This is a genomic window from Nocardioides sp. Arc9.136 (assembly GCF_030506255.1).
GTDB lineage: Bacteria > Actinomycetota > Actinomycetes > Propionibacteriales > Nocardioidaceae > Nocardioides.
Window position 1 is genome coordinate 1,400,148 of the sequence record NZ_CP113431.1, and the last position, 23,298, is coordinate 1,423,445.

Consider the following 23,298-nt stretch of genomic DNA (forward strand, 5'->3'; position numbering starts at 1 on the left):
TCAGGCGGCCTTCTCGCTCGAGACCCGGGCCACCAGGTTGACCAGCAGCCGGTGCACCTCGTCGGGGTGCTCCATCTGGATGAAGTGGGAGCCCTCGAGCTCCACGTAGGTCCCGTCCGCCACGCGCTCGGCCGCGCTCGCCATGTGCCGGGCCCCGGCCAGCAGGTCCCACCGGCCCGCGACGAAGACACACGGCACGCCCACCCGGCTCAGCGGCACGCGTCGGTGCCGGGAGGTGGTCAGCGCCATGTGGAAGTACCAGTCGACGGGGGTGGTGAGGAACTGCCGGACAGCCGCCGCGGTGAGCTGCGGGTCGGCCACCGGGAACATGAAGCCGCTGTGGCTGAGCACGTCGACGGTCCGCTCGCCGACCGGCAGCCGCGTGGTGACCGGCGTGACCGCCCGGCCGGCGAGCCGGACGGCGCGGGAGACGCCCGTCGTGACCGCACGGGCGGCGACGCGGGGGAGCCGCAGGGGACCGAGCATGGTGGCGAAGGTGTCGCCGGGGACGCCGGCGACCGCGAGGATCCCGCCGACCCGCTCGGGGTGGTCCACGGCCAGCTGGAAGGCGGTGTTGACGCCGATGGACCAGCCCATCACCACGACCCGGTCCAGGCCGAAGTGGTCCATGACCGACAGCGCGTCCTCGACCAGCTCGTCGACGCCGCAGGCGTCGGCGCGCGCCGGCCGGTCCGAGCCGCCGGTGCCGCGGTGGTTCCACGACACGACCCGCACCCCGCAGCCGGGGTCGAGCAGCGCGGGCCAGGCGAAGGCGCTGGTGCCGAGGCCGTTGCACAGCAGCACCGCGGGTCCGGCGAGCCGGCCCTCGGGGTCGTTCGTCCAGGCCCGCAGCCGGGTGCCGTCGTCTGAGAGCACGTCGGTGAAGGCGACGGTGGCGGGAGGCGCGGGCGCAGTGCGGGCGGCGGGCTGCATGCAGCCAGGGTGCCAGAGCGCCGCGAGGGCGGGATGGTGGACGAGCCCGCCGGCCCGGCGAGGGCCGGACCGGCGGGCTCAGCCGTGAGCGGCGCGCCGGACCGGAGTCGCCGGCACGACCGTCCCCGCCAGGGCGGCGAGGAAGTCCTCCACGTCGTCGCGCTCGGCACGTCGTCGGGCCAGCGCGGTGGAGGCGACCATGGCGTTGCGCCGGGCCCGCAGCTGGGACTCCTCCGGCCACGTGCGGACCCGGTGGACGAGGGTCGGCAGCAGCGGGAGCAGGGAGCTGGGGGCCATGGCTCGACGCTAGGAGCGGCCCGCGACGCAGAGGTCACTGCCGTGTGACGTTCCGGTGAACTGGTCCAGACACCGCGGGCGGTACGGGACGGGCGGCCGGGGAGCGCTCAGTCCGGGACCGGCTCCGCGAGCGTCCGCCCCGACCGGGTCGCGCCGACGCTGGCGACGACGACGCAGGCCATCGCGACCCACTGGACGGGGGCGAGCAGCTCGCCGAGCACCACGATGCCGGCGAGCGCCGCCGCGGCCGGCTCCAGCGACATCAGCACGCTGAACACCGACGGCTTGATCGAGCGGAGCGCGACCAGCTCGCAGGTGTACGGCACCACGGAGCTGAGCAGGCCGACCAGCGCCCCGAGGAGCACCACGTGGAGGTCGGCCAGCTGGTCGCCGTACCTCCCCAGCGCCAGCGGCGAGAGCAGCAGGGTCGCGACGACGCTGGCCACCGCCAGCCCGTCGAGGCCGCGCCAGCGGGCGCCGGTCTCCGCGCTGAGCAGGATGTACGCCGCCCACGCGGCGCCGGCGAGGACCGCGAAGGCCACGCCGGCGAGGTCGAGGTCGGAGCGCTCGAAGCCGAGCAGCAGCACGCCGAGGCCGGCCAGCCCCACCCAGGCGAGGTCGCGCAGCCTGCGCGAGCCCAGCACCGCCAGGGTCAGCGGGCCGACGAACTCGATGGTGACCGCGAGCCCGAGCGGGATGCGCTGAAAGGACTGGTAGATCGCCCAGTTCATCAGCCCCAGCGAGGCGCCGTACCCCAGGACGACCAGCCAGTCCTGCCGGCTCTTGCCGCGCAGCACCGGCCGGGCCACGAGCACGAGGACCACGGCGCTGGTCACCAGCCGCAGCCAGACGATGGTGGTGGGGGAGACCTCGTCGAACAGGCTCTTCGCCACCCCCGCTCCCAGCTGGACCGAGGCGATGCCGACCAGGACGAGCCAGACCGGCGAGACCCCGCGCAGGGGCGCGGCGGCGACGCGTGAGCCGGGCGATGAGTTCGGCTGCGTCACCGGGTCAAGGTAGGGGACCGGTCGACGGCGGAAGGAGCGGGGATGGCTCGCGGGACGATCCTGATGGTGGGCACGCGCAAGGGGCTCTGGCTCGGGCGCTCGGACGAGGCGCGGGAGGACTGGGAGTTCACCGGCCCGCACTTCGACATGGAGGAGGTCTACTCCTGCATGGTCGACACCCGCGGCGAGCGGCCCCGGCTCCTCGCCGGGGCGTCGTCGAGCTGGCTGGGGCCGCAGGTGCGCCGTTCCGACGACCTCGGCGCGACGTGGGAGGAGACGCCGGGCGGCGCGGTCCGCTTCCCCGACGACGTCGACGCCAGCGTCGAGCGGATCTGGCAGCTGACCCCCGGCCCCGACCCCGGGTCGGTGTGGGCCGGCACGGAGCCGGGCGCGGTCTTCCGCTCCCACGACGGCGGCGAGACCTTCGCCCTCGAGCGGGCGCTGTGGGACCACCCGCACCGGTCGGAGTGGGGGGAGGGGTTCGGCGGCCAGGCCTTCCACACCGTGCTCCCGCACCCGACCGACCCGGCCTCGGTCACCGTCGCGATCTCGACCGGCGGGGTCTACCAGACCTCGGACGGCGGCGCGTCGTGGCAGCCGCGGAACACCGGCATCCGGGCGGACTTCCTGCCCGAGGGCCAGCAGTACCCCGAGCTCGGCCAGTGCGTCCACAAGGTGGCCCGGCACCCGGCGCGGCCCGAGCGGCTCTACCTGCAGAACCACGGCGGCGTCTACCGCTCGGACGACCACGCCGCGACCTGGGTGTCGATCGCCGACGGGCTGCCCGCCGACTTCGGGTTCCCGGTCGTGGTGCACCCACAGGAGCCCGACACCGTCTTCCTCTTCCCCCTCAGCGCGGGCTTCGGCCGCTACCCGACCGACGGCCGGGCCCGGGTCTGGCGCTCGCGCGACGCCGGGGAGACCTGGGAGGAGCTCGGCGATGGTCTGCCGGACCGGTTCTTCGTGGGCGTCATGCGCGACGCGATGTGCGCCGACGACCACGAGCGGACCGGGCTCTACCTCGGTGCGCGCAACGGCGCGGTGTGGGGCTCGGCGGACGGCGGTGACACCTGGCGCTGCGTGGTGGCAGACCTGCCCGACGTGATGGTGGTGCGCGCGGCGCTCGTCTGATATCTCACACCGGTTGAGACCCGACGGGCCGCGGCGGCGCCCGCGACTAGGCTGGCCCGCATGACCGAGCAGGACCCGAAGCCCACCACGCCCGACATCAAGCCCCGCTCCCGCGACGTCACCGACGGCCTCGAGCGGGCCGCGGCGCGCGGCATGCTCCGGGCGGTCGGCATGGGCGACGACGACTGGGAGAAGCCCCAGATCGGCGTCGCCTCGAGCTGGAACGAGATCACCCCCTGCAACCTGTCCCTCGACCGCCTCGCGAAGGCCGCCAAGAACGGCGTGCACGCGGCGGGCGGCTTCCCGATGGAGTTCGGGACCATCTCGGTCTCCGACGGCATCTCCATGGGCCACGAGGGCATGCACTACTCGCTGGTCTCCCGCGAGGTCATCGCGGACTCCGTCGAGGTCGTGATGAGTGCGGAGCGGCTCGACGGCTCGGTGCTGCTCGCCGGCTGCGACAAGTCGCTGCCCGGGATGATGATGGCCGCCGCGCGGCTGGACCTCTCCAGCGTCTTCCTCTACGCCGGCTCGATCATGCCGGGCAACGTCGACGGTCGCGACGTCACGATCATCGACGCGTTCGAGGCCGTCGGAGCCTGCCTGGCCGGCAAGATCTCCCGGGAGGAGGTCGACAAGGTCGAGCGCGCCATCTGCCCCGGCGAGGGCGCCTGCGGCGGCATGTACACCGCCAACACGATGGCCGCGGTCGCCGAGGCCATCGGCATGTCGCTGCCCGGGTCCGCCGCGCCGCCGGCCGTGGACCGCCGCCGCGACGGCTACGCCCACAAGTCCGGCGAGGCCGTGGTCAACCTGCTGCGCAAGGGCATCACCGCCCGCCAGATCATGATCAGGGAGGCCTTCGAGAACGCCATCACCGTCGTGATGGCGCTCGGCGGCTCCACCAACGCCGTCCTGCACCTGCTCGCCATGGCCCGCGAGGCCGAGGTCGACCTGACCATCGACGACTTCAACCGGATCGGCGACAAGGTCCCGCACCTGGGCGACCTCAAGCCGTTCGGCAAGTACGTCATGTACGACGTCGACAAGGTCGGCGGCATCCCGGTCGTCATGAAGGCGCTGCTCGACGCGGGCCTCATGCACGGCGACTGCCTGACGGTCACCGGCAAGACGCTGGCCGAGAACCTCGCCGAGCTCGCGCCCCCGGCCCTCGACGACGACGTCATCCGCAGCCTCGACCGCCCGATCCACGCCACCGGCGGCCTGACCATCCTCAAGGGCTCGCTGGCCCCCGAGGGCGCGGTCGTGAAGTCGGCGGGCTTCGACGAGTCGGTCTTCACCGGCACCGCCCGGGTCTTCGACGGCGAGCGCGCGGCGATGGACGCCCTCGCCGAGGGCCGCATCGTCGCCGGCGACGTGGTGGTCATCCGCTACGAGGGCCCCAAGGGCGGCCCCGGCATGCGCGAGATGCTCGCCATCACCGGCGCGATCAAGGGCGCGGGCCTCGGCAAGGACGTCCTGCTCCTGACCGACGGCCGGTTCTCCGGCGGCACGACCGGCCTCTGCGTCGGCCACGTCGCCCCGGAGGCCGTCGACGGCGGTCCGATCGCCTTCGTCCGCGACGGCGACACCATCACCCTCGACGTGCTCAACCGCAGCCTCGAGGTCGAGATCGACGACCTCGAGGCCCGCAAGGTCGGCTGGGAGCCCAATGCGCCCAAGTACACCCGGGGCGTCCTCGGCAAGTACGCCGCGACCGTCCGCTCCGCCGCGCACGGCGCGGTCACCAGCTGACCGGGGTGACCCGGGGGACCGGGGCCGGGCAGCTCGGTCGCGAGCTGCTCGGCTTCGGGCCGCACGCCGGCGCCCACCGCGTCGCGGCGCGGGCCGGCGTCTCGGTGCTCGTGCCGCTCCTCGTGCTGCTGGCGGCCGGGCGGCTGGAGTGGTCCATCTACGCCACCTTCGGGGCGTTCACCGCGCTCTACGGCCGCGAGCGCGTCGGCCCGCTGCGGGTGCGGCTGCAGACCGAGGTCGGCGTCCTGCTGACCGCCGTCGTCGCCGTCGGCACCCTGGTCGGCTCCTCCGAGCACCGGGCCTGGGTCGCCGTCCCCACGGCGGCGCTGCTGACGATCGGCGCGGCCGTCCTCTCCGACCGGCAGCACTGGCACCCGCCCGGCGCGCTGTTCCCCGTCTTCGCGCTCACCGCCTGCGCCTCGATCCCCGGCGAGCCCTCCGACGCCCTCGTGGCGCTCCTCGTCGCCGGCTGCTCCGCGGCGTTCTCGCTGCTGGTGGGGAACCTCGGCGCCTGGCTGCGGCGCCGGCGCGCGACGTACGCCGCCGCCGACCGCCCGTCCGGCGCCCCGGGTGCCCGGGCGGCGAGCCCGACCACGGGGCTGTGGCGGCACGTGCTGCCCAGTGGCGTCGCGGTGCTGCTCGCCGGCAGCGTGGCGACCGGGGTCGGCATCGGCCACCCCTACTGGGCGATGGTCTCCGCGGTCGTCCCGCTCGCGGCCGCCGACCCGCTGCGCCAGCTCGTGCGCGGCCTGCACCGCCTGCTCGGCACCGGCGTCGGCCTCGCGCTCGCGGGGGCGCTCCTGGCGCTCGACCTCGGGCCGCTCGCCACCGTGCTGGCGGTCGTCGCGCTGCAGGTCGCCGCCGAGCTGCTCGTCGGCCGCAACTACGCGCTCGCGCTGGTGGTCATCACGCCCCTGGCCCTGCTGATGGTGCACCTCGTCTCGCCGGTGCCGACCTCCGAGCTGCTCGTCGACCGCGGCACCGAGACGCTCGTCGGCGTGGTCATCGGGCTGGCCGTCGGGTGGCTCGCCCGCCGGGTGGGGTCGGCCCGCGCCGCCGGCTGAGGAGACGGTGTCGGCGCCGGCTGCCAGGATCGCCGCATGGACCAGCGGATCAGCTTCGTGACCCTGGCCGTGGCCGACCTCGCCGCGAGCCGGGCGTTCTACTGCGACGGCCTGGGGTGGACGCCGGCGCTCGAGGTGCCCGACGACGTGGTGATGATCGAGGTGGGGGAGCACCTCGTGCTCTCGCTGTGGGTGCGCTCGGCCTTCGAGGCCGAGGTGGGTCCGCTCGCCACCGGACCGGGCGTCGCGCCGTTCACGCTGGCGCACAACGTCGCGACCCCCGCGGAGGTCGACGCGGTGCTCGACACGGCCCGCGCCGCGGGCGCCGACCCGGTGAGCGGTGCGACCGAGCGCCCGTGGGGCGGGTACACCGGCTACTTCGCCGACCCGGACGGCCACCGCTGGGAGGTCGCCTGGAACCCCGGCCCGATCGGGCAGCGCGTGCTGCCCTGAGCCCTCGGGTACGAGAGCACGAGACGGACCCCCCTGCAACGGAAGGTGTCGCCCGTGACCGACCCACGAGACCGCCCCGCGGCGGGCGCGCCCGGTGACCGCACCCGGCTGTCCGGCCGCGACGTCGAGGCCGAGCAGCTCGCCGACTGGCGGGTGATGTTCGAGCAGCTGCACGCCCGGTTCGCCACCGGTGACTTCGCGACCGGGCTCCGGCTCGTCGCGGCCATCGGCGAGGCGGCCGAGGAGATGGACCACCACCCCGACGTCGAGCTGACGTACGGCGCCGTCGCGGTGCGGACGTGGAGCCACGACATCGGCGCGGTGACCCGGCGCGACGTGCGCCTCGCCCGGGCGGTCAGCGACGCGGCCGGCCGCCTCGGCGCGACCGCGGAACCGCACCGGCTCTCGGTCCTCGAGCTGGCGCTGGACACCCACGACCTCGACGAGGTGCGGCCGTTCTGGGCGGCGGTGCTGGGCTACGAGCCCGTCGACGACCCCGACGAGCTCCGCGATCCGCTGGGCCACGGCCCCACCCTGTGGTTCCAGGAGTCCGGCCCCCGCCGGCCCGGCGACATCGAGCAGCGCTTCCACCTCGACGTGCGCGTCCCGCCCGAGGTCGCCGAGCAGCGGGTACGCGCGGCGGTCGGGGCCGGCGGCACCCTCGTCGACGACGGCCCGGCCCCCCGCTTCTGGGTGCTCGCCGACGCCCAGGGCAACCGCGCCTGCATCACCACCTGGCTGGGCCGCGAGGACTGAGCGCGCGTGAGCTTTAGCGGCCCACCGCCAAGTTCGTCGGCCGGCCGCCGGACCTGCGCCCATCGCACCCTCACCCGGCCCAACATGTGGGATTTGTGTCCCGTATGCTGGGACGGCAGTCGGGTCCGGGTGACGGGCGCGGGGGCGGGCGGCTACCGTGGTGGCATGCGCCAGGACCTCCTTGTACGCACGCGACGCGTGGGCTGAGCCGAACCGGCTCCGCCAGCGCGTCACCCCTCGCCGCCTGCGGCCGAGGGGTTTTTTGTTGGCCATGCACCACCAGCACCACCACTGAACGGGGAAGCGAGAAGATGACCGAGCAGATCACAGGCGCCCAGAGCCTGGTCGCGTCGCTGGAGGCAGCCGGCGTCACCGACGTCTTCGGCATCCCGGGCGGCGCGATCCTCCCGGCCTACGACCCGCTGCTGGACTCCAGCATCCGCCACATCCTGGTCCGCCACGAGCAGGGTGCGGGCCACGCGGCGCAGGGGTACGCCGCCGCGACCGGCCGGGTCGGCGTGTGCATGGCGACCTCCGGGCCGGGCGCGACCAACCTGGTCACGCCGATCGCGGACGCCCACATGGACTCCGTGCCGATGGTGGCCGTGACCGGCCAGGTCGGCGCGTCGATGATCGGGACGGACGCCTTCCAGGAGGCCGACATCCGCGGCATCACGATGCCGATCACCAAGCACAACTTCCTCGTCACCGACCCGGCCGAGATCCCGCAGCGCGTGGCCGAGGCGTTCCACATCGCCTCCACCGGCCGCCCCGGCCCGGTCCTCGTCGACGTCGCCAAGTCCGCGCTCGAGGCGATGACGACGTTCCGCTGGCCCACCGAGCTGCACCTGCCCGGCTACCGCCCGGTGACCAAGCCGCACGCCAAGCAGATCCGCGAGGCGGCCAAGCTGATCCTCGAGTCGCGCCGCCCGGTGCTGTACGTCGGCGGCGGCACGGTCCGCGCCGGCGCCTCGGCCGAGCTGCGGGCGCTGGCCGAGCTCACCGGCATGCCGGTAGTGACCACCCTCATGGCACGCGGTGCGTTCCCCGACAGCCACCCCCAGCACCTCGGCATGCCCGGCATGCACGGCTCGGTCTCGGCGGTCGCGGGCCTGCAGAAGTCCGACCTGATCATCAGCCTGGGTGCCCGCTTCGACGACCGGGTCACCGGTCGGCTCGACTCCTTCGCGCCGCACGCCAAGGTCGTCCACGCCGACATCGACCCCGCCGAGATCGGCAAGAACCGCCACGCCGACGTCCCGATCGTGGGCGACTGCCGCGAGGTCATCGCCGACCTGCTCGCCGTCCTGCGGGCCGAGGCCGACGCCGGCCACACCGGCGACTTCGAGGCGTGGGCGGAGTTCCTCACCGGGATCAAGCGCCGCTACCCGCTGGGCTACGAGGCGCCCGCCGACGGCAGCCTCGCGCCGCAGTACGTCATCGAGCGGCTCGGCCAGATCGCCGGCCCGGACACGATCTACACCTCCGGGGTGGGCCAGCACCAGATGTGGGCCGCGCAGTTCATCGGCTACGAGAAGCCGCGCACCTGGCTGAACTCCGGCGGCCTCGGCACGATGGGCTACTCGGTCCCCGCGGCCATGGGAGCCAAGGTCGGCGCCCCGGACACGACTGTCTGGGCCATCGACGGCGACGGCTGCTTCCAGATGACCAACCAGGAGCTGGCCACCTGCGCGATCAACGACATCCCGATCAAGGTCGCGATCGTCAACAACGAGTCGCTCGGCATGGTCCGGCAGTGGCAGACGCTGTTCTACAACGAGCGCTACTCCAACACCGACCTGCACTCCAAGCGGATCCCCGACTTCGTCAAGCTCGCCGAGGCCTACGGCTGCGTCGGCCTCTCCTGCGAGACCCCGGCCGACGTCGACTCGATCATCGAGAAGGCGATGTCGATCAACGACGTCCCGGTCGTGGTCGACTTCCGCGTCAACCGCGACGCGATGGTGTGGCCGATGGTCGCCGCCGGCAAGAGCAACGACGAGATCAAGTACGCACGTGACCTCGCACCCGACTTCGACCGGGTCGAGGACGACTGGGAGGTCCGACCGGCATGAGCGAGCGGAGCGAGCGAATCATCCAAGACAGCGCAAACGGAGCCTCGTCGGCGCCCGGAGCGAAGCGAGGACGTCGATGAGCAAGCACACCCTCTCGGTCCTGGTGGAGGACAAGCCCGGTGTCCTGGCCCGGATCGCCGGCCTGTTCAGCCGCCGCGGCTTCAACATCGACTCCCTCGCCGTGGGGCCCACCGAGCACGCCGACGTCTCGCGGATGACCATCGTCGTCAATGTCGAGTCGTCCCCGCTGGAGCAGGTGACCAAGCAGCTCAACAAGCTGGTCGAGGTCATCAAGATCGTCGAGCTCGACCCGACCGCATCGGTCGACCGCGAGCTCGTCCTGGTCAAGGTCGCCGCCACCGCGGAGACCCGGGGCCAGGTGCTCGACACCGTCCAGCTCTTCCGCGCGAAGGTCATCGACGTGGCCCCCGACGCGGTCACCATCCAGATCACCGGGAACGCCGGGAAGATCGCGGACTTCCTGCGGGTGCTCGAGCCCTTCGGCATCCGCGAGCTCGTCCAGTCCGGGATGGTCGCCATCGGCCGCGGCTCCCGGTCGATCTCCGAGCGGAACCTGCGGCCGGTCACCGTCCCGGCCCGCCCGGCCGCCGGCTGACCGACGTACCTCGGCAGCGGCAGCGCCCGCAGCACCCACCAGACCAGCAGCACCGACACCCACTGCCGCCAACCGGCAGGACCCAACCAGAAGGAGAAGCCCCCGTGGCTGAGATGTTCTACGACGACCACGCCGACCTGTCCCTGATCCAGGGCAAGAACGTGGCCGTCATCGGCTACGGCAGCCAGGGCCACGCCCACGCGCTGTCGCTCCGCGACTCCGGTGTCGACGTGCGCGTCGGCCTGCAGCCCGACTCCAAGAGCCGCGCCAAGGCCGAGGCCGAGGGCCTCCGCGTCGTCACGCCGGCCGAGGCCGCGGAGGAGGCCGACGTCATCGTCATCCTCGCCCCCGACCAGCACCAGCGGAAGCTCTACTCCGAGGAGATCGCCCCGAGCCTCACCGAGGGCGACACCCTGGTCTTCGGCCACGGCTTCAACATCCGCTTCGGCTACATCACCCCGCCCGAGGGCGTCGACGTCTTCATGGTCGCCCCCAAGGGCCCGGGCCACCTCGTCCGCCGCGAGTACGTCGACGGGCGCGGCGTGCCGGTGCTCGTCGCCGTCGAGAAGGACGCCTCGGGCACGGCCTGGGACCTCGCGCTCTCCTACGCCAAGGCCATCGGTGGCCTGCGCGCCGGCGGCATCAAGACCACCTTCACCGAGGAGACCGAGACCGACCTGTTCGGCGAGCAGGCCGTCCTGTGCGGTGGCGCCTCGCAGCTGGTGCAGTACGGCTTCGAGGTCCTCACCGAGGCCGGCTACCAGCCGGAGGTCGCCTACTTCGAGTGCCTCCACGAGCTGAAGCTGATCGTCGACCTGATGTACGAGGGCGGCATCGCCAAGCAGCGCTGGTCGGTCTCCGACACCGCCGAGTTCGGTGACTACGTCTCGGGCCCGCGGGTCATCGACGAGCGCGTCAAGGAGAACATGAAGGGCGTGCTCGCCGACATCACCAACGGCGCGTTCGCCGAGCGGTTCATCACCGACCAGGAGAACGGCTCGCCGGAGTTCACCAAGTTCCGCGAGCAGGGCGAGCAGCACCCGATCGAGCAGACCGGTCGCGAGCTGCGCAAGCTGATGGCGTGGGTCAAGAGCCACGACTCGGACTACACCGAGGGCACCGCCACCCGCTGACGCGGCAGCACCCCCGGCAGCACCAGGAACAAACGCGGGCAGGCGGCGCGTTCCGGGTCTCATGCGCATCGAGATCTGGAGCGACGTCGTCTGCCCGTGGTGCTACGTGGGCAAGCGCCGTCTGGAGAAGGCCCTGGCCGGCTTCGAGCACCGGGACGCCGTCGAGGTCGTCTACCGGTCCTTCGAGCTCGACCCGTCCGCCCCGCAGCACGGGCACGAGTCGACCCTGAGCCAGCTGGCCAAGAAGTACGGCCAGTCCGAGGACCAGATGCGCGCCGGCATGCAGTCGCTCATCGAGACGGCCGCCGGCGAGGGCCTGGACATGAGGCTCTTCGACAACGTCCACACCAACACCGTCGACGCCCACCGGCTGCTGCACCTCGCGCTCGAGACCGGCGGCCCGGCGCTGCAGCGCGAGCTCAAGGAGCAGCTGCTCGCGGCGTACTTCCTGCGCGCCGAGGACGTCGGGGACCACGACGTGCTCCGGGCCGCGGCCCGCACCGCCGGGCTCACCGAGGCGGCGGGCGGGGAGCGCGTGGACGCGGTCCTCGCGGGCCAGGAGTACGCCGACGCGGTCGCCGCCGACGTCGCCCGGGCGCGGGCGTACGGCGCCACGGGCGTGCCGTTCTTCGTCGTCGACCAGCGCTACGGCGTCTCGGGCGCCCAGCCGACCGAGGTGTTCGAGCAGGTCCTCGCCACGGCCTGGGCCGACGCCCACCCGGTCCTGCAGACCGTCGGCGGCGACGCCGATGCCTGCGGCCCCGACGGCTGCCCGATCTGAGCCGACTCCTCAGGGGATCCCGGTACCTCTCAGGGGATGCAAACCCTGAGGAGTGCCGGAATCCCCGGGGCCCCGGGGATTCCAACAGGCCCCGCCGCGGACCCCGGACCGCTGTGACCCGGCGCACTTAGGCAGACCTAAGAATCGGGCGTAGGATCGCGGCTCGTGCTCGCCAACTACCTGATCGGCCTCCGCGAGGGCCTCGAGGCCGCGCTCGTGGTGAGCATCCTCGTGGCGTACCTCGTCAAGACCGACCGGCGCCACCTCCTCGGCCGGATCTGGGCCGGCGTCGCGCTCGCGGTGGGCGTGAGCCTGGCCTTCGGGGCGATCCTGACGTTCGGGCCGCGAGGGCTGACCTTCGAGGCCCAGGAGCTGATCGGCGGCACGCTGTCGATCATCGCCGTCGGCTTCGTCACCTGGATGATCTTCTGGATGGCGCGCGCCGCCCGCTCGCTGAGCGGGGAGCTGCGCGGTCAGATCGACCGGGCCGCCGAGGGCAGCCGCTGGTCGCTGGTGGTCGTCGCCGTCCTCGCGGTCGGCCGCGAGGGGCTCGAGACCGCCCTGTTCCTGTGGGCCGCCACCAAGGCCGGCACCCGCGATGCCGGGGGAGCGGTCACCCCCACCTGGGAGCCGCTGCTCGGCGCCGCGCTCGGCATCGCGACCGCGGTGGCGCTCGGCTGGCTGATCTACCGCGGTGCGATCACCATCAACCTCACCCGGTTCTTCACCTGGACCGGTGCCTTCCTGATCCTCGTCGCCGCCGGCGTGCTGTCGTACGGCGTGCACGACCTGCAGGAGGCGCGCTTCCTGCCGGGCCTGCACGACCTGGCCTTCGACGTCTCCGCGACCATCGACCCCGGCAGCTGGTACGCCGCCCTGCTCAAGGGCATCTTCAACTTCTCCCCGGCCACGACCTGGCTCGAGGCCGCCGCCTGGCTGGCGTACGCCGTGCCGGCCATGACGCTCTTCCTGCTCGGCGTCCGCCGACGCACGCGCCCCGTCCGCCCCGGACCCGAACTGCAGAAGGACCCGACCCATGCGTAGGACCCTCGTCGCCGCCGTGCTGCTCACGGCCCCCGTGCTGGCCGCCTGCACGGAGAACACCGACGCCGCCTCCACCGAGGGCGGCGGCGACCCGCGCACGCTCGCGGTCACCTCCTCCGACGAGGCCTGCGAGGTCTCGGCCACCGAGGCCCCGGCCGGCACGCTCACCTTCGACGTCACCAACGCCGGCTCGCAGGTGACCGAGTTCTACCTGCTGGGGGAGGACGGCCTGCGCATCGTCGGCGAGGTCGAGAACGTCGGCCCGTCGCTGAGCCGCCAGCTCGTCGTCAACGCCCCGGCCGGCACCTACGTCACCGCCTGCAAGCCCGGCATGGCCGGGGAGGGCATCCGCGCCGACTTCACCGTGACCGGGTCCGACGACGACGTCGAGGTCAGCACCGACGACCAGGAGCTGGTCGCCACCGCCCAGCAGAACTACCAGGCCTACGTGCGCGACCAGTCCGACCAGCTGCTGGTGCGGACGCGCGAGTTCGTGGAGCTCTACGAGGCCGGCGAGGACGACCGGGCCCGGGCCCTGTACCCCGTGGCGCGCACCCACTGGGAGCGGATCGAGACGGTCGCGGAGTCCTTCGGCGACCTCGACCCCCAGATGGACGCGCGGGAGGCCGACCTCGAGCCCGGCCAGGAGTGGACCGGCTGGCACCGGATCGAGAAGGACCTGTGGCCGGGCCGGGCCGAGCGCTACACGCCGCTGACGGCCAAGCAGCGCGCGACCTACGCCCAGGACCTGCTCGCCAACACCGAGACGCTGGACCAGCGGATCGGCGAGCTGGAGTTCACCGTCGACCAGATCGCCAACGGCTCGCGCGGCCTGCTCGAGGAGGTCGCCACCGGCAAGGTGACCGGCGAGGAGGAGTACTGGTCGCGCACCGACCTCTACGACTTCCAGGCCAACGTCGACGGCGCCCGCGTCGGGTACGAGGGCGTGAAGCCGCTGCTGGCGGAGAAGGACCCCGAGCTCGCCGAGCAGCTCGACACCCGCTTCGCCGCGCTGCAGGACCTGCTCGACGAGCAGCGCGAGGGCGAGGGCTTCGTGTCCTACGACGACCTCTCCCAGCCCGAGGTCAAGGCGCTGTCCGACGCGGTCAACGCCCTCTCCGAGCCGCTCTCGCGGCTGACCGCAGCGGTGCTGGCCTGATCATGCGGCTCTCACGACGCGGGCTCCTCGGCGGCGGCGCGGCCGCCGCCGGGGCCGTGGGTGCGTACGCCGCCGGCCGGGTGACCGCCGACGAGCCGGCCCACGCGTCGGCGGCGCCCGCGACGTACGACTTCCGCGGCGCGCACCAGGCGGGGATCACCACCCCGGCGCAGGACCGGCTGCACTTCGCGGCCTTCGACGTGGTCACCGACTCCCGCGAGGAGCTGGTGGCGCTGCTGCAGGCCTGGACCGACGCCGCCGACCGGATGACCCGCGGGCTGCCCGCGGGCGAGATCGGCCCGGTCGAGGGCGCGGCCAACCTGCCGCCGGACGACACCGGCGAGGCCATCGGCCTGGCCCCCGGTGGGCTCACGATCACCTTCGGGTTCGGGCCGAGCCTGTTCCGCGACGCCGAGGGGCGTGACCGGTTCGGGATCGCCGACCGGATGCCCGCGGCGCTGGAGCCGCTCCCGCACTTCCCGGGTGACGAGCTCGACCCGGCCCGCTCCGACGGCGACCTGTGCGTGCAGGCGTGCGCCGACGACCCGCAGGTCGCGGTGCACGCCATCCGCAACCTCGCCCGGCTCGGCTTCGGCACCGTCTCGGTGCGGTGGTCCCAGCTCGGCTTCGGCCGGACGTCGACGACGTCGGTCACCCAGGACACCCCGCGCAATCTCTTCGGGTTCAAGGACGGCACCGCCAACGTCAAGGCCGAGGAGACGACCGCGCTCGAGGACCACGTCTGGGTCGGTGCCGAGGACGACCCGGCCGCGGCCTGGCTGGCGGGCGGCTCCTACCTCGTGGCCCGGCGGATCGGGATGCACATCGAGGTGTGGGACCGCCAGCCCCTCGCCGACCAGGAGGCGTTCGTCGGTCGCACGAAGGGCACCGGCGCGCCGCTCTCGGGCGGCGAGGAGATGACCGAGCCGGACTTCGAGATGCCCGGCAGCAACGACCAGCCGGTCATCCCGGTCGACGCGCACGTCCGGGTGGTGCACCCCGGCGCCCACGACGGTGCACGGATGCTGCGGCGCGGCTACAACTTCGTCGACGGGACCAACCCGCTCGGCGGGCTCGACGCCGGGCTCTTCTTCGTCGCCTACGTGCGCGACCCGCGCACGCACTTCACCCCGGTGCAGCTGGCGATGGCGAAGTCCGACGCGTTGACGGAGTACCTCCAGGTGACCGGCTCCGCGCTCTTCGCCGTCCCGCCGGGCACGGCGTCCGGGGAGCACGTCGGCCACACGCTCTTCGGCTGAAGCCGCACCTGCTCGGCATGGGCCGAGGGGCTCAGGCGGCGCCGTCCACCTGGGGCGGCACCAGCGCCGCGTCCGGGTCCTGCAGCGCGCGACGGGTGTAGTCGTCGGCGGGGAGGTGGGGGTTCCGGCCCAGCGCGGGGCGCAGGATCCGCAGCACGTCGGCGATGTCGCGGACATAGGGCGTGTTGACGGTCAGCTGGCGGTCGGGGTGGGTGACCACGACCTTCCAGGTGCCGCTGACCGTGGAGCCCAGGGCCTGGCGGCGGTAGTCGAGCCGCGCCGTGGTCGGCGACTGCAGCGTCATCGCGACGTCCTTGCCGAAGATCACCTGGTGCAGCTCGTCGCGGTCGTGGTCCACCCAGACCTTCGCGGTCCAGGCCTGGAGGACGCCGGCGACCGAGGCCACGCCGAAGAGCACCACGAGGGGGACCGCCACGATGTTGGTGGTCGTCCACTCCAGCTCGCCGGTGGCGATCTTCACGACGGCCCACAGCAGCGCCGCGCCGAAGAACGCCCCGACCAGGGTGAAGGCGACGCGCACGGGGAGGGCGGGGGTCAGCACCTCGCTGCGGCCGGTCGGTCCGGCGGGCCCGGACGGCCCGGTCGGGGGCAGGGGGTCGGTCGTCATGACGCTCCTCGGTGGTCGGTCGGCGGGCCGGGGCCTGGACCAGTCATACCCGTCCGGACCGGGTTTGCACCTCGTCGGGGCGGGCAGCATCGGCGGCAGGCACCCGCACAGGAAGGACCCCCGTGTACTCCAGCCCCGAAGAAGCGCTCGCCTCGGTCGACCGCGCCGCCGCGAAGATGCAGGAGCAGGTCGTCAAGGCCCAGGCGTACGCCGTCGAGGTCGAGACGCTCCGCATCGTCGGCCAGTCCCGCGACGGCGGCGCCGAGGTGACCGTCGGTCACAACGGCGCGATCCACGACCTCTACCTCGGCCGCACGCTGAACGACGCGACCCTCGAGCGCATCCGCTCCGCGGTCCTCGAGGCCAACGCCGACGCCCAGCGCCAGGTCGTCGAGCGCGTGAGCGCGCTCAGCGCGGAGACGTTCGGTGCCGACTCGGCGACCGCACGCGAGATCACGCGGCAGTACGCCGACATGTTCCCGGCGCCGCCCGACGACGGCGGCAGCCCGACGCGGGCGGGGGTGCTGGGATGACCTCCGGGGAGATCAAGGTCGTCACCGAGGCGATGCGCAGCCACGCCGGCCAGGTCGAGCAGCTCGCGGTCTCGGCGTACGACGGCGTCCAGGCCGGGCGCGACATGGCGCTCGACGGGTCCGCCTTCGGGGTGCTCTGCAGCTTCATCGGCGGCGCGCTGGCGCCGGCACAGGCCACCGGCATCGCCGCGACCGGAGCGGCGGTCGGCAGCCTGGGCGCCACCGCCCTCCAGGTGCGGGCGGTCGCCAAGGTCTTCGAGGAGGTCGACGACGTCGTCGGCTCCGCCATGGACAGGTTCAGGGGGTAGGGACATGGGTGCGGACAGCCTGGTGGTCGCTCCGACGGAGTCGACCACCGCCGTCACCGGGCTCGGCCCGATCGAGTCGCTGGTCGGGTGCGGCAACGCGCTGGCCGGCGGCGACTGGGTGGAGGCCGGCCTGATGGGCGTCGCCACCGGCCTGGAGACGCTCGGCGCCATCGCCGACCCGCTGGGGGCGCTGCTCTCCGCGGGTGTCGGCTGGGTCATCGAGCACTTCGGCCCGCTGCCGGGCTGGCTCGACGACCTGGCCGGTGACCCCGACCAGATCGCGGCCTTCGCCGCCACCTGGCGCAACATCGCCGACCTGGTCCGCGACACCTCCGACCAGTTCCTCGACGCCGTCGCGTCCGCCACCTCCCAGTGGGACGGTGTCGCGATCGACGCCTACCGGGGTGCGGCGAAGGCCCAGGCCGCCCTCATGGACGCCTTCGGCGTGGCCGTCGACGGCGTCTCGGCAGCGGTCGACGTCGGCGGCGCCATCGTCGCCGGCGTGCGGGAGCTGGTCCGCGACGCGATCTCCCAGCTGGTCGGCTACGCGATCTCCAAGGCCGCGCAGCTGCTCACGGTCGTGCTCGCCCCGAAGGCGATCAGCGAGATCGTCGCCAAGGTCGGGGAGTGGGTCGCAAAGCTCACCGGCTTCATCAAGGGCCTGATCAGCTCGATGACCGCGATGTCCAAGCACCTCGACACGCTGGTGACGGCTGCCGGGGACGGCGCCGCGGCGCTGAAGAAGACCGCAGACGCCTGGGGCCAGACGAACGTCGCCAACGGCAAGTTCGACTTCGACGCGCTGCTCAACGGCACGGCGACGCCGGGCAACGGGCTGCCGACCGTCGCCAGCGTGAGCTACCAGGTGGGCAGCGGGGGAGCCAAGCACACCGCGGGTCTCGACGACAGGTGATGTGGTCCGCCGGTGGTCCCGGGCGTCTCGCGCGTCCGGGACCGGGCACCGGTGACGGGTGCAGACGTTCCTCCCGTACGCCGACTTCGACCGCTCCGCCCGTGTCCTGGACCAGAAGCGGCTCGGCAAGCAGCGGGTCGAGTGCATCCAGGTGCTCCGCGGCCTCACGGTGCCGACGTACGGCTGGCGCAACCACCCCGCGGTGAAGATGTGGCGCGGCCACCTCGAGGCGCTGGGCCGCTACTCCTTCGCGTGCTGCGAGGCGTGGGTCGAGCTCGGGTACGGCGACACCTGCGCCGCGACCATCGGGGTCGACCTGGCCGCCGCCGGCGTGCGTGAGGTGCGCACGCAGGCCGAGCTGGCCGAGGCCGGTGCGCTGCCGCCCTGGCTGGGCGAGGAGGCGCTGCACCGCAGCCACCAGTCGAACCTCGTGCGCAAGGACCCCGAGTTCTACGGCCCGCTGTTCCCCGGTGTCCCCGGCGACCTGCCCTACGTCTGGCCGCCGGACCCCACCGCGTCCGCCGCCTGACCGAGGTCGAGCACCCGGTCGACGCCGACGTCGGCCAGGAACCGGCGGTCGTGGCTGACCACCACCAGCGCGCCGCGGTAGGACGCCAGCGCCGACACGAGCGCGTCGTACGACGCCAGGTCGAGGTTGTTGGTCGGCTCGTCGAGCAGCAACAGCTGCGGTGCGGGATCCGCGAGGAGCAGCGCGGCGAGGGTCGCGCGGAACCGCTCGCCGCCCGACAGCGTCGCCACCGCGCGGTCGGCGGCACGCCCCCGGAAGAGGAACCTCGCCAGCCGGGCCCGGACCGTTACCGCGTCGTGCCCGGGAGCCCGGGCGGCGACGTTCTCGGCGACCGTACGGTCCTCGTCGAGGACGTCGAGCCGCTGGGGCAGCAGCGCCACCGGGACGTGGACCCGGGCGGTGCCGGCCGCGGGCGCGACCGTGCCGACGAGGGTGTGGAGCAGCGTGGTCTTGCCGGCACCGTTCGGGCCGATCACCGCCACCCGGTCGGGGCCGTGGAGGTCCAGCGCGACCGGGGCACCGGTCCGCAGCACCAGCGCCTCGGTGGTGAGGACGACCCGGCCGCGGGGGACCTCCGTGCCGGGAAGGTCGACCCGGATCTCGCGGTCCTCGCGCAGCCGCGACTCGGCGTCCGCGAGCCGCTCCTGGGCGGCGTCGAGGCGCTCCTCATGGACCTTGCGGTACGTCGAGGCCGACCGCTCGGCCGCGTTGCGCTGGCGGCCCGCGGCGATCCGCGGGATGCCGCCGGCCAGCTGCGCCTGCCGGCCCTGCCGCCGCCGCTGGGCGAGGACCCGCTCGGCCTCGGCCCGGTCGGCCCGCTGGCGACGCAGGTCCGAGCGCGCCGCGGTGGCCGCGCGCTCGGCGGCCGACTGCTCGGCCTCGACCTGCGCGGCGTAGGACGACCAGCCGCCGCCGTACCACCGCACCGAGCCGGCGCGCAGCTCGCCGATCCGGTCGACGCGCTCGAGCAGCTCCCGGTCGTGGCTGACCACGACCAGCGTGCGCGTCCAGCCCGCGACCACGTCGTGCAGGTGGGCCCGGGCGTCGGCGTCGAGGTTGTTGGTGGGCTCGTCGAGCAACAGGACGTCGGGCCGCTCCAGGAGCACGCGGGCCAGGCCGAGGCGGGTCACCTCGCCGCCCGACAGGTCGCCGAGCCGCCGGTCGAGCACGTCCGGCGGCAGCCCGAGGCGACCCAGCTCGGCCACCGCACGGTCCTCGGCGTCCCAGTCGTCGCCGATCGTGTCGTAGTCGCGCTGGTCCACCGACCCGGCCTCGACCGCGCGCAGCGCCCGGCGCACGCCGGCCAGCCCGAGCAGCTCGGCGACGGGCCGGTCGGCGTCCAGGGTGAGGTCCTGGGGGAGGTGGCCGACCCGGCCCTCGACGGTGACGTGGCCGCAGTCGGGCCGCAGCTGGCCGGCGACGACCCGCAGCAGGGTGGACTTGCCGGAGCCGTTGGCGCCGACGATGGCCGAGCGGCCCGGCGGGACGAGCAGGTCGAGGTCGCGCAGGGCGGGGGTGCCGTCGGGCCAGGTGAGGCTGACGGCGGAGAGGGTGACGACGGAGGACGGACCGGGCACGCGGTGCTCCACGGGTGAGGGGTGGTGCGTCGTACGGCGCGGACGGCTCGCACGGCGCGGGTGTCACCTCACAGGAGCAACGGTTCGTCCTTCGGTCGGGGCTGGGACACGAGCACGGTACGTCGCCCGCACGGCGACGGTCGAGCGGTTTTCGCGCGGGTAGGCTGGGTGACCGGCACAGCGTCGTGCACCCCCCACCCACGCCCGTCGTCCGGGCGACACCTGCGAGGGAACCGCTGTGAGCGTGCCGCTGTGAACAAGCCGATCGTCCTCATCGCCGAGGCGCTCAGCCCGGCCACCGTCGAGGCGCTCGGCGCCGACGTCGAGGTGCGGCACTGCGACGGGGAGGACCGCGCGGCGCTCCTGGCCGCGGTCGCGGAGGCCGACGCGCTGCTGGTGCGCTCGGGGACCTACGTCGACGCCGCACTGCTCCGGGCGGCGCCGCGGCTGCGCGTGGTGGCCCGGGCCGGCGTCGGGCTGGAGAACGTCGACGTCCGCGCCGCCACCCAGGCCGGCGTCATGGTCGTCACCGCGCCCACCTCCAACATCGTCTCGGCCGCCGAGCTCGCGGTCGCGCTGATGCTCGCCGCCGCCCGCCACCTGTCCCCGGCGCACCGGGCCCTCCGCGAGGGGCGCTGGGAGCGGTCCCGGTTCACCGGCACCGAGCTCTACGAGAAGACCGTCGGCATCGTGGGCCTGGGCCGGATCGGCGTGCTCGTCGCCCAGCGGCTCGCGGCGTTCGGCATGAAGGTCATCGCCTACGACCCCTACGTCCAGCCCGGCCGCGCCGCCCAGATGGGCGTGCGGCTCGTCGACCTCGACACCCTGCTGCGCGAGTCGGACTTCATGTCGGTGCACCTCCCGCGCACCCCCGAGACCGTCGGTCTGATCGGCCACGACGAGCTGCGCCGGGTGCGCCCGCACCTGGTGCTGGTCAACGCCGCCCGCGGCGGCATCGTCGACGAGCAGGCGCTGCACGCGGCGCTGCAGGAGGGGCGCGTGGCCTCCGCGGGGCTCGACGTCTTCGCCGAGGAGCCGTGCGCGGACAGCCCGCTGCTGGCGCTCGACAACGTCGTGGCCACCCCGCACCTCGGGGCGTCCACCGCGGAGGCGCAGGAGAAGGCCGGCCTGGCGGTCGCCCGCTCGGTCCGGTTGGCGCTCTCCGGCGAGCTGGTCCCGGACGCCGTCAACGTCCAGGGCGGGCTGATCGCCGAGGACGTGCGGCCCGGCATCCCGCTGACCGAGAAGCTCGGCCGGGTGTTCACCGGGCTGGCCGGCGAGGTGGCCCAGCAGCTCGACGTCGAGGTCCGCGGCGAGATCACCGACCACGACGTCAAGGTGCTCGAGCTCGCCGCGCTCAAGGGCGTCTTCGCCGATGTCGTGCCCGAGCAGGTCTCCTACGTCAACGTCCCGCTCCTCGCGGCCGAGCGGGGCACCGCCGTACGGCTCGTGACCGACCCCGAGAGCCCCGACCACCGCAACCTGATCACCCTGCGCGGGACGCTCTCGGACGGCTCCCAGGTCTCGGTGAGCGGCACGCTGGTCGGGCTGGCCCAGCGCGAGCGGCTCGTCGAGGTCGACGGGTTCGCCGTCGACCTGGAGCCGACCGACCACCTGGCGTTCCTGCGGTACGCCGACCGGCCCGGCATGGTGGGCACGGTCGGCGGCATCCTCGGTGACGCGGGCGTCAACATCGCCGGCATGCAGGTCGCCCGCCAGGCGAAGGGCGGCGAGGCGCTCGTCGCGCTGTCGGTCGACTCCGCGATCCCGGCGGAGTGCCTCGCCGAGATCGCCGCCGCCATCGACGCGGTCTCGGTGCGCGCGGTCGACCTCGGCTGACCTCGGGCCGCCCTAGGCGACCATGACCCGACCGGTGCGCCGCCCGGCGACCCCCGCGGGCCGGTCGCGGACGACGGCCCAGGCGGCGGCGAGCCGGCGGACGGCCTCCTCGAGCTCGGGCGCGGGGCGGGTCCAGGGGATCCGCACGAACCGGTCCAGCCCGCCGGAGACCGCGAAGACGGGTCCGGGCGCGACGATCACCCCGAGCCGGTCGGCCTCGGTGACGACCGCCGTCCCGAGCGGGCGGGGCAGCTCGCACCACACCGCGAGCCCGCCGGTCGGCAGCCGGAAGCGCCACTCGGGCAGGTGCTCGGCCAGCGCCGCGGCCAGGCCGTCGCGCTGGGCCCGCAACCGGGTGACGTTGTCGGGCATCACCGGGCCGTCGGCGAGCAGCCGGGCGAGCACCAGCTGCTCGAGCACCGGTGCGCCGAGGTCCATCGCGACCCGAGCCTCGGTCAGCTCCTCCATCCGCTCGTGCGGCGCGCGGATCCACCCCAGCCGCAGGCCTCCCCAGAAGCTCTTGCTGGCGCTGCCGATGGTGATCGTGCCCGGCGCGTGCGCCGCGAACGGCAGCGGCATCGGCTGCCCGTCCAGCGCCAGCGCCTGGTGGGCCTCGTCGACGACCGCGACCGTCCCGGCGCGCCGCAGGTGCGCGGCGTACACCTCGCGCTGGGCGTCGTCCATGAGGTGCCCGGTGGGGTTCTGGAAGTCAGGGACGAGGTAGGCCAGGCCCGGTCGCGCCTGCTGCAGCACGGCGCCCACCGCGTCGAGGTCCCAACCGCCCGGGTCGACCGGCGCCTCGACGAGCCGCGCGCCCGCCCGGCGCAGCGCCTGCGTGGCGTTGGGGTAGACCGGCGACTCGACGAGCACGCGCTCGCCCCTGCCCGCGTACGCCGCTGCCACGATCCCGGCCGCGCTCAGCGCGCCCGGGGTGACCATCACCTGGGCCGGGTCGGTGGGCAGTCCGCGCGCGTCGTACGCCGCCGCGATCGCCGCCTGCAGGCGGGGGAGGCCGGCCGGGAAGTACCCGTGGCCGCCCAGGTAGGCCGGCAGCTCCGCGACCGCCTCGGCGTACGCCGCGGCGAGCCCGGCCGGCGCGGTCGCCGCGGCGCAGTTGAGGTCGATGGCGGCCTCGTCCTCGGGCCGGGGGAGGAGGGCCCGGTCGTGCGAGCGCGCCCGCCCGCCGGGGACGCGGGTGAAGGTGCCGGCGCCCTGGCGGGCCTCGGCGTACCCGCCCTCGCGCAGCGCGGCGTAGGCGCGGGTCACGGTGGTCCGCGAGACGCCGAGCGCCTCGGTCAGCTCACGCTCGCTGGGCAGCCGGGTGCCCAGCGGGATCCGCCCGTCGCCGATGAGCAGGGTGAGGGCGTCGGCGAGGCCGGCGTACGCCGGGTTGCGGGGAAAGCCGGCGACCAGGCCGGCCACCCGCGGCGCGCTGATGGACTGCTGCATGCAGGCCACTGTCCCACGATTGGCTATTGGCGAGAAGGCCAATCCGGCGGATCGTTGTC

23 protein-coding genes are annotated in these 23,298 nt (G+C 73.9%); 17 read left to right on the plus strand and 6 right to left on the minus strand.

What is annotated here, in order from left to right:
• The 3 genes from OSR43_RS06760 to OSR43_RS06770 form a co-directional block, all read right to left on the minus strand.
• Entirely contained in the window at window positions 1–933 is a 933-nt protein-coding gene (locus OSR43_RS06760) for an alpha/beta fold hydrolase (RefSeq protein ID WP_302270441.1), read from the minus strand.
• Window positions 934–1,011: 78 nt separating this feature from the next.
• Entirely contained in the window at window positions 1,012–1,230 is a 219-nt protein-coding gene (locus OSR43_RS06765) for a hypothetical protein (RefSeq protein ID WP_302270442.1), read from the minus strand.
• A 107-nt stretch (window positions 1,231–1,337) separates the two neighbouring features.
• Window positions 1,338–2,237: a DMT family transporter gene (locus OSR43_RS06770; protein WP_302270443.1), complete on the minus strand. Its 900-nt coding sequence runs from the start codon at window positions 2,235–2,237 to the stop codon at window positions 1,338–1,340.
• A 42-nt stretch (window positions 2,238–2,279) separates the two neighbouring features.
• Between OSR43_RS06770 and OSR43_RS06775 the strand changes: the two genes are divergently transcribed.
• The 12 genes from OSR43_RS06775 (at window position 2,280) to efeB (ending at window position 15,463) form a co-directional block, all read left to right on the plus strand.
• Complete coding sequence (locus OSR43_RS06775; protein WP_302270445.1) at window positions 2,280–3,368, plus strand: exo-alpha-sialidase; 1,089 nt, start codon at window positions 2,280–2,282, stop codon at window positions 3,366–3,368.
• Window positions 3,369–3,428: 60 nt separating this feature from the next.
• Entirely contained in the window at window positions 3,429–5,123 is a 1,695-nt protein-coding gene (ilvD, locus tag OSR43_RS06780) for a dihydroxy-acid dehydratase (RefSeq protein ID WP_302270446.1), read from the plus strand.
• 5 nt (window positions 5,124–5,128) lie between these two features.
• The gene (locus OSR43_RS06785; RefSeq protein ID WP_302270447.1) at window positions 5,129–6,187 is read left to right on the plus strand and encodes an FUSC family protein; all 1,059 of its coding nucleotides are present in this window, start codon (window positions 5,129–5,131) and stop codon (window positions 6,185–6,187) included.
• Window positions 6,188–6,223: 36 nt separating this feature from the next.
• A complete protein-coding gene (locus tag OSR43_RS06790; protein ID WP_302270448.1) occupies window positions 6,224–6,640 on the plus strand; it encodes a VOC family protein in 417 nt (138 codons plus the stop codon).
• A 54-nt stretch (window positions 6,641–6,694) separates the two neighbouring features.
• A complete protein-coding gene (locus tag OSR43_RS06795; RefSeq protein ID WP_302270450.1) occupies window positions 6,695–7,396 on the plus strand; it encodes a VOC family protein in 702 nt (233 codons plus the stop codon).
• A gap of 104 nt (window positions 7,397–7,500) precedes the next feature.
• Window positions 7,501–9,471: an acetolactate synthase large subunit gene (locus OSR43_RS06800; RefSeq protein ID WP_302271603.1), complete on the plus strand. Its 1,971-nt coding sequence runs from the start codon at window positions 7,501–7,503 to the stop codon at window positions 9,469–9,471.
• 76 nt (window positions 9,472–9,547) lie between these two features.
• A complete protein-coding gene (gene ilvN, locus OSR43_RS06805) occupies window positions 9,548–10,087 on the plus strand; it encodes an acetolactate synthase small subunit (protein WP_302270452.1) in 540 nt (179 codons plus the stop codon).
• A 104-nt stretch (window positions 10,088–10,191) separates the two neighbouring features.
• On the plus strand, window positions 10,192–11,220 hold the full coding sequence (gene ilvC, locus OSR43_RS06810) for a ketol-acid reductoisomerase (RefSeq protein ID WP_302270453.1): 1,029 nt from the start codon (window positions 10,192–10,194) through the stop codon (window positions 11,218–11,220).
• Between the two features lie 61 nt (window positions 11,221–11,281).
• Window positions 11,282–12,001 (plus strand): DsbA family oxidoreductase, encoded by a 720-nt coding sequence (locus OSR43_RS06815; protein WP_302270463.1) that lies wholly within the window; start codon window positions 11,282–11,284, stop codon window positions 11,999–12,001.
• Window positions 12,002–12,166: 165 nt separating this feature from the next.
• On the plus strand, window positions 12,167–13,045 hold the full coding sequence (gene efeU, locus OSR43_RS06820) for an iron uptake transporter permease EfeU (RefSeq protein WP_302270464.1): 879 nt from the start codon (window positions 12,167–12,169) through the stop codon (window positions 13,043–13,045).
• Window positions 13,038–14,204, plus strand: a complete 1,167-nt coding sequence (gene efeO / locus OSR43_RS06825; protein WP_302270465.1) for an iron uptake system protein EfeO — start codon at window positions 13,038–13,040, stop codon at window positions 14,202–14,204. The genes efeU and efeO overlap by 8 nt, the downstream gene beginning before the upstream one ends.
• A 2-nt stretch (window positions 14,205–14,206) precedes the next feature.
• Window positions 14,207–15,463 (plus strand): iron uptake transporter deferrochelatase/peroxidase subunit, encoded by a 1,257-nt coding sequence (efeB, locus tag OSR43_RS06830; RefSeq protein ID WP_302270467.1) that lies wholly within the window; start codon window positions 14,207–14,209, stop codon window positions 15,461–15,463.
• Window positions 15,464–15,494: 31 nt separating this feature from the next.
• Here the strand turns inward: efeB and OSR43_RS06835 are convergent, their stop codons facing one another.
• The gene (locus OSR43_RS06835) at window positions 15,495–16,091 is read right to left on the minus strand and encodes a hypothetical protein (protein WP_302270468.1); all 597 of its coding nucleotides are present in this window, start codon (window positions 16,089–16,091) and stop codon (window positions 15,495–15,497) included.
• Window positions 16,092–16,213: 122 nt separating this feature from the next.
• On the opposite strand from OSR43_RS06835, the gene OSR43_RS06840 reads away from it, so the two are divergent.
• Genes OSR43_RS06840 through OSR43_RS06855 form a run of 4 tightly spaced genes read left to right on the plus strand, consistent with a single transcriptional unit; the run spans window position 16,214 to window position 18,374 of the window.
• The gene (locus tag OSR43_RS06840) at window positions 16,214–16,624 is read left to right on the plus strand and encodes a YbaB/EbfC family nucleoid-associated protein (RefSeq protein WP_302270469.1); all 411 of its coding nucleotides are present in this window, start codon (window positions 16,214–16,216) and stop codon (window positions 16,622–16,624) included.
• Complete coding sequence (locus OSR43_RS06845; protein WP_302270470.1) at window positions 16,621–16,932, plus strand: type VII secretion target; 312 nt, start codon at window positions 16,621–16,623, stop codon at window positions 16,930–16,932. Before OSR43_RS06840 ends, OSR43_RS06845 begins: the two co-directional genes overlap by 4 nt.
• Window positions 16,933–16,936: 4 nt before the next feature.
• Entirely contained in the window at window positions 16,937–17,845 is a 909-nt protein-coding gene (locus OSR43_RS06850; RefSeq protein WP_302270471.1) for a WXG100 family type VII secretion target, read from the plus strand.
• Window positions 17,846–17,903: 58 nt separating this feature from the next.
• A complete protein-coding gene (locus OSR43_RS06855) occupies window positions 17,904–18,374 on the plus strand; it encodes an MSMEG_6728 family protein (RefSeq protein ID WP_302270472.1) in 471 nt (156 codons plus the stop codon).
• Here the strand turns inward: OSR43_RS06855 and OSR43_RS06860 are convergent.
• Window positions 18,335–19,951: an ABC-F family ATP-binding cassette domain-containing protein gene (locus OSR43_RS06860; RefSeq protein ID WP_302270474.1), complete on the minus strand. Its 1,617-nt coding sequence runs from the start codon at window positions 19,949–19,951 to the stop codon at window positions 18,335–18,337. The two genes, OSR43_RS06855 and OSR43_RS06860, sit on opposite strands and share 40 nt — an antisense overlap.
• 252 nt (window positions 19,952–20,203) lie before the next feature.
• On the opposite strand from OSR43_RS06860, the gene serA reads away from it, so the two are divergent.
• Complete coding sequence (gene serA / locus OSR43_RS06865; RefSeq protein WP_302270475.1) at window positions 20,204–21,790, plus strand: phosphoglycerate dehydrogenase; 1,587 nt, start codon at window positions 20,204–20,206, stop codon at window positions 21,788–21,790.
• A 12-nt stretch (window positions 21,791–21,802) separates the two neighbouring features.
• On the opposite strand, the gene OSR43_RS06870 is transcribed toward serA, so the two are convergent.
• The gene (locus tag OSR43_RS06870; protein WP_302270476.1) at window positions 21,803–23,239 is read right to left on the minus strand and encodes a PLP-dependent aminotransferase family protein; all 1,437 of its coding nucleotides are present in this window, start codon (window positions 23,237–23,239) and stop codon (window positions 21,803–21,805) included.
• Window positions 23,240–23,298: the final 59 nt, after the last annotated feature.